Genomic DNA, 6,573 nt, shown 5'->3' on the forward strand with positions numbered 1-6,573 from the left:
AAAGTTACTATTTGCGTTAGGGGTTGAACGGTTTGTTTGAGCTCTCCCGATAGGTATCGGGAAGCGAGTAGTGAAAACCCGACCAAGTGTTTTACTTGGTAACGCCCAAAAACGCATAAAATTAATATTAACCTTCTTTATGAATTTCAACTTGGTGTGGGTAAGGAATATCGATACCAGCCTCGTCGAAAGCTTCTTTTGTACGCTCGATAAGGTAAAAGTGTACATCCCAATAATCTTCTTGCTTTACCCATGCACGTGTAAAAAAGTTTATAGAACTGTCCGCTAATTCCGATACATTTACCGCCGGAGCAGGATCTTTTAGTACGGCAGGATGCGAATTAATAACGCCTAAGATAACCTCTTTAGTTTTTTTAATGTCAGAATCGTAGCCCACACCAAAAGTAAGGTTTACACGACGTGTACTTTCTGTACTATAATTTACAATATTGTCGTTAGATAAGGCGCCGTTTGGCATAATTACCTCTTGATTATTTGGTGTTAATAATTTTGTTGTGAAAATCTCAATTTCTTTTACAGTTCCCGACTGACCTTGAGCCTCGATAAAATCCCCGATCTTAAAAGGCTTGAAAATCATGATTAAAATTCCACCAGCAAAGTTTGCTAGCGAACCCTGTAATGCTAAACCAATGGCTAAACCAGCGGCAGCCAAAACAGCAGCGAAAGAAGTGGTTTCGACCCCCACAGTACCTAAAACTACTAAAATTAGGACAATCTTTAAGCCCCAACCAACAAGATCACTAAGGAATTTTTTCAGACTTATTTCTAAACCTTTTTTCTCCATGGCTTTGTTAAAACCTTTTAATAGGTATTTAACGATAACTCCACCAATGATCCAAATTGCAATTGCTGCAAGAACTTTTGGGCCGAAATTTACAATTACATCCCAGCCTTTGTCAATCCATTTTTCTGTTTCCATATTTATGTTTATAGTTTGTTAATAGGACAAAATTTAACATTTTGAAGTGGCTATCCAAATTAAAAATGTTATTAAAATTATAAAAATTGAAGTATGAGGGGATGTCGTGTCCCAACGGGTATAATCTGCAAGTTAGAACTGTTTTAAACTGTAAGTATAATACGTTTTTTAATCGAACTGGGCGTATTTTAAAATGTAACCACTTTTGTATTTAGAGTGGCTAGGGTTGGTTTTTTAATAGTTGTATGGCCTCACTGACTTCTTTAACCGGGCGTTGGCAGGTGTTATTAACACAAACATATAATAAGGTTTCTTGTGCTACATAGCGCTGCTTTAATAGCGGTAAACTACTTTCTGTCGTGCTTCCTGCGATAAGTTTGTTAGGGAGGTAAGTCGCGTTAAGGGTTTTTAATTTGTCTTTCGCAGCAGTACCTATAATTGCAACTTCGTAATAGGGGTTTGTAAAATTAAGCATCAGGTCTAGCCAATTGGAAAATCCGCCAGGGTAGCTATGGATCTCCGGAGATACATTATGAAGCATAGCCGTCGCCGTTTTTAAATAGTAAGCGTTGTCGAAATAGTGCGAGAGTTTAAATAAACTTTTTGCGAGTATTGAATTACTTGCCGGAATAACATTATCGCGGTACTCTATACTTCTAGAAACCAATGCAGCATCTTGAGCATTGGTGAAAAAGAATAGCTTGCTTTTTTCGTCATAAAACCTATCGAAGGTATAGTTGGTTAAATCGCGAGCTGTAAATAGCCATTTTTTATCGAGAGTGATTTCGTAGGCTAAAATAAATGCCTCTATGGTTGTCGCATAATCCTCAAGAAAACCATTAATACTACTTGTATCGTTTTTGTAGGAGTGGTATAAACTACCATCTTCTTTTAATTGGTTATTGATAATAAAATGTGCGTTTTTTAAAGCGCTATCTAAGTAAGCCTCGTCTCCTAACACACGGTAAGCATCCAAGTAACCTTTAAGCATAAGAGCGTTCCAGGAGGTTAAACTTTTATCGTCTAATCGAGGTGTTTTACGTTGATTACGTGCTTTAAGTAATGCTGTTTTCCAAAGTTGCTTTTTAGCGTTTAATTCTTGAATTGTAAGCTGGTGAGTTTGTATAAACTCATCGTCACTTTTAGAACGGATAAGAACATAGTTTTTATGTTCCCAATAGCCAAATGCATTAACATTGTAATAGTCGGTAAATAGTTTGTAATCGGTATTTAAAACCGCTTCTAGTTCTTTTGTTGTCCACACATAATAAGCACCTTCTTCTAAAATGCCTTTGTGGTTGTGGCTATCGGCATCTAAAGAGGAGTAAAAAGCACCATTTGGGGCTGTTAATTCACGATCTACAAAAGCTAAAGTTTCGGTAATAACTTCTTTATAAAGCTTGTTTTTGGAAATAAGATAGGCATCGGCATAGAGGCTAACCAACTGGCCATTGTCGTAGAGCATTTTTTCGAAATGGGGGATATGCCATTTAGAATCTACGGCATATCTAGAAAAACCACCACCAACATGATCGTAAACACCACCATAAGCTATTTTTGTTAGTGTTTTGTCAACATAGTCTTTAAGTTTAGTGTCATTACTTTGATGGGCGTATCGCAAAAGAAAATGATAGTTGTTTGGCATCATAAACTTGTGTTGGGATGTGATACCGCCAAATTTTAAATCGAATTGCTCCGACCATTGGGAAATAGCTGTTTCTATTTCCTGAACAGAAAAATCTACGGTTTCTGTATTGGGGATAATAACATCGAGGTTTTTTATGCCCTGCTCTAATTTATTGGCGTACTCGTACAGTTTTTCTGGGCTTTCGGCATACAGTTTAGCGATTTGTGTTAGCGCTTGTGTCCACTGTTCTTTTTTAAAGTAGGTACCACCCCAAACTGGACGTCCGTCGGGAAGCGCAATAACATTCATTGGCCAGCCCCCTTGACCCGTCATTAATTGTACAGCGTTCATATAAACCTGGTCGATATCTGGGCGTTCTTCGCGATCGACTTTTATATTTATAAAATGAGCGTTCATTACACTGGCGACCGCTTCATCTTCAAAGCTTTCGTGTTCCATAACATGACACCAATGGCAAGCCGCATACCCCACACTAATTATAATCAATTTGTTTTCAGATTTAGCGCGCTCTAAACTTTCGGTATTCCATGCGTACCAATTTACAGGGTTGTGAGCATGCTGTAATAAATAAGGGCTAGATTCATTAATAAGGGCATTGGTGTAAGCGTGTTGCATGGGCTTTTTTATTTGTGTTGTACAGCTTATAAGAGTAAATAGTAATATGAAACCATAGTAGTTCATAAAATCAAAGTTAATGAATTGTAATTAAGCCGGAGACGTAACAAGAGGTGTAACAATAAAAAATGAAAATTTATTTAGATGTTGAGGTAGGAGATTTTAGACCGCTGTTGTTATATAGTATATAACATTTTGTTAAATCTTTTGTGCTACAGCATAGATGAATGGTTAAAAAAATAGATGATTTACATTTAATCTGAAGTTTTTATACCTAAAAGATGTAATTAAAACTCAGTAATTATTAGTATAATTGCAATAATAACAACCAAGTATTGACAAATAACCTCTTTAAAATGAAGAATTTTACATTAGCTATAGTTTTAGTGTTAACTTTTTTTTCAGCGTCCGCTCAAGATATCTTAATGCAGAACGGAACGTTCACGACATGTTCCGGGAATTTTTATGATTCTGGTGGAGGCTCGGCAAATTATACCGATAATGAAAATTTTGAAATAACTATTTGCCCGGATATTGCAGATTCATCAATACAAGTGGCCTTTTCAGCATTTAACACTCAAGGTGCTTTTGGAGGGAGTCCTGGAGATGTTTTAACGGTTTATGACGGGAACGATACTACGGCACCTCTTTTGGGTACATTTGCGGGGTCAGGAGCTTCTGCATTTCCTGGTACTATTACGGCATCACCAACTAATAATTCAGGGTGTTTAACTTTTGTATTTGTTAGTAATGATTCTGCAAACACTATCGGATGGGCTGCAACCATAGACTGTTTAGAGCCTTGTCAAACTATTACACCTAGTATTGATGCGACTACGCCTGCAGTTGATGCGAACAATGAAATTGTTATAGCCGATGGTGATACAGTTACTTTTGATGGAAGTGCCATTTTTTCTGAGGATGGTACCGGTGCTGAATACTCATGGAATTTTGGTGATGGGTCGGCTCCAGTTACAGGAGAGTCTGCAAGTCATACGTTTAATGGTTTTGGAAACTATACAGTGACCTTAACGGTTTCTGATGTTAACCCTACAGGGTGTAGCGAGCAAGTTACGGTTACCGTTGTGATTCCTAGTCCTTATATTCAAGTTAGTATCACAGATCATACTGTAGAACAATTGGTAACTGATGTTTTAATCGATAGTCCATGTGCTACTGTTTCTAATATCACTTCGAGTACAGGTAGTGATTTTGGTGCTGTAAATGGGATTGGATCTTTTATTTCGACAGGAGGTGTTTTTGGGTTTGATGCTGGTATTGTGTTATCTACTGGTAATGCTTTGGATGCAATAGGGCCAGAAACAGGAATTCAAAGTGGTGGTAGCTGGCCTGGAGATGCAGACCTAGAAGCTGAGATCGGACTACCACCTGGCAGTACAAATGATGCGACTTATATTGAATTCGAGTTTATGCCAATTGTAGATAGTATTTCTTTCGATTTTGTATTTGCTTCTGAGGAATATGGGGGGTTTCAGTGTGGTTTTACCGATGCCTTTGCATTTATTTTAACGGATTTGGTAACGGGTGTATCCACTAATTTAGCGCTAGTTCCAGGGACAACAGATGTAGTGTCTGTTTTTACTGTAAGAGATAATGCTTATAATGGGAGTTGCCCATCAGTAAACCCTTCCTATTTTGATTCCTACTATGATGATACTAATGGACTGCCAGAAATTAACAGTCCAACAAATTTTAAGGGGTATACGGTGCCTATGACAGCTTCGGCTACAGTAGTACCGAATAATTCATACAGAATTAAATTAGTAATTGCTGATGACCAGGATAATGCCTACGATGCTGCTGTTTTTCTAGGTGCAGGATCTTTTAGTTTAGGAGGGGACTTAGGTGAAGATATAACCATTACAGCAGGAACTGCAGAATGTGAAGGTACAACAGTAACCTTAGATACGGGGTTACCAAATGCGACGCATACTTGGTATTTAGACGGTAATGTTATTGCCGGTGAAACTGCTTCTACTTATGATGCCACAGTAGAAGGAACCTATAGTGTAGATATTGTATTCTCTGCTAGTTGTCAAGCGTCAGATTCTGTTTTTGTTGAGTTTATACCAGGCCCTATAGTTACAAATACTATTGAGTTAATAGAGTGTAATGATGGTTCTGGAGCTGTTGTTTTTGACCTTTCTGAAAATGATGCTGAGGTAATGGGAACTCAAGATCCCACAACGGTAGATATTTCTTATTATACGTCTCAGGCAGATGCGGATGCTGGAACAAACCCTATTGTTGATCCGGTAAATTATATTGGAACCGACGGTGAGCAAATTTATGTGCGTATTGAAGACTTGACTTCAGGAACCTGTGTAGATACCGATGTGTTTACGCTTTCGTATTTGAATGTTACTTATAGTCCAGCGCCAGATATGGTCACCTGTGATGATATTTCTAACGATGGTGTGGGAGAAGCATTTGATTTAGAATCTCAAAATGCTGCAATTTTAGGAGCGCAATCCAATACAGAATTTACAGTAACATATTATACAACTTTTGCTGATGCCGATGCCGGAACAAATGCTTTAGTAAGTCCGTATAATAACGTTGCAAACCCAGAATCTATTTATATTCGTGTTGAAAACATCGCAAGTCCTTCTTGTTATATTGCTTCACCAACTCCTGTTTTTAATTTAATTTTAGACCCTAGTGACGACCCATCATTCTCTATGATGGCTACCTGCGACGGAGGTACTGTAGATTCTTTTGCTATGGCAGGAGGAACATATACGTTTAACCCTGTACCAACAGATGCTGCAGTAATAGACCCTTCAACAGGAGCTGTAACGGGAGGTACATCGGGAACAACGTATACTATAGAATACACAACAAATGGTACGTGCCCAGCGTCTTCTACTTTCGATCTTACAGTATTATCAGTAGATGACCCAACGATTACAATGACTCCAACATGCGACGGCGGAATTGTAGATTCAGAAGTGGTACCAGGAGGAACTTATGCTTTAAACCCTGTGCCAACCGATGGTGCTACGATAGATGCAACAACAGGAACCGTAACAGGAGGTCAGCCAGACACAACCTATGGTGTAGAGTATACCACTAATGGTGCTTGTCCAGCAACTCAGATTTACAGTTTAACAACATACCCATTGCCAACAGTAATAACACCAACAGTATTAGGTGTTTGTGACGATGGAACTCCAGATGGTTTTACAGAAATTGATTTAAGTATCAAGAATAATGAAATCTCAGGAGGTAATCCCAACTACTCCGTAACGTATTACTTAACACAAGCTGATGCCGATGCGCAAGTAAATCCGTTACCAATACCTTATACAAACATCTCTAACCCACAAACGGTTTATGTCAACGTAAG

The 6,573-nt window shown here is 38.3% G+C and carries 3 protein-coding genes; 1 reads left to right on the forward strand and 2 read right to left on the reverse strand.

The window, feature by feature from the left end:
• Positions 1-127: 127 nt before the first annotated feature.
• Together BLV64_RS11545 and BLV64_RS11550 are read right to left on the reverse strand one after the other, a co-directional pair.
• Complete coding sequence (locus BLV64_RS11545) at positions 128-940, reverse strand: mechanosensitive ion channel family protein (RefSeq protein WP_092135582.1); 813 nt, start codon at positions 938-940, stop codon at positions 128-130.
• Between the two features lie 220 nt (positions 941-1,160).
• The gene (locus BLV64_RS11550; RefSeq protein ID WP_092135585.1) at positions 1,161-3,203 is read right to left on the reverse strand and encodes a thioredoxin domain-containing protein; all 2,043 of its coding nucleotides are present in this window, start codon (positions 3,201-3,203) and stop codon (positions 1,161-1,163) included.
• A gap of 356 nt (positions 3,204-3,559) precedes the next feature.
• Here BLV64_RS11550 and BLV64_RS11555 point away from each other — a divergent pair.
• The coding region (locus BLV64_RS11555; RefSeq protein WP_143034156.1) for a choice-of-anchor L domain-containing protein at positions 3,560-6,573 on the forward strand (3,014 nt) is incomplete at its 3' end.

The sequence above is a fragment of the Bizionia paragorgiae genome (assembly GCF_900107625.1).
Classification (GTDB): domain Bacteria; phylum Bacteroidota; class Bacteroidia; order Flavobacteriales; family Flavobacteriaceae; genus Bizionia; species Bizionia paragorgiae.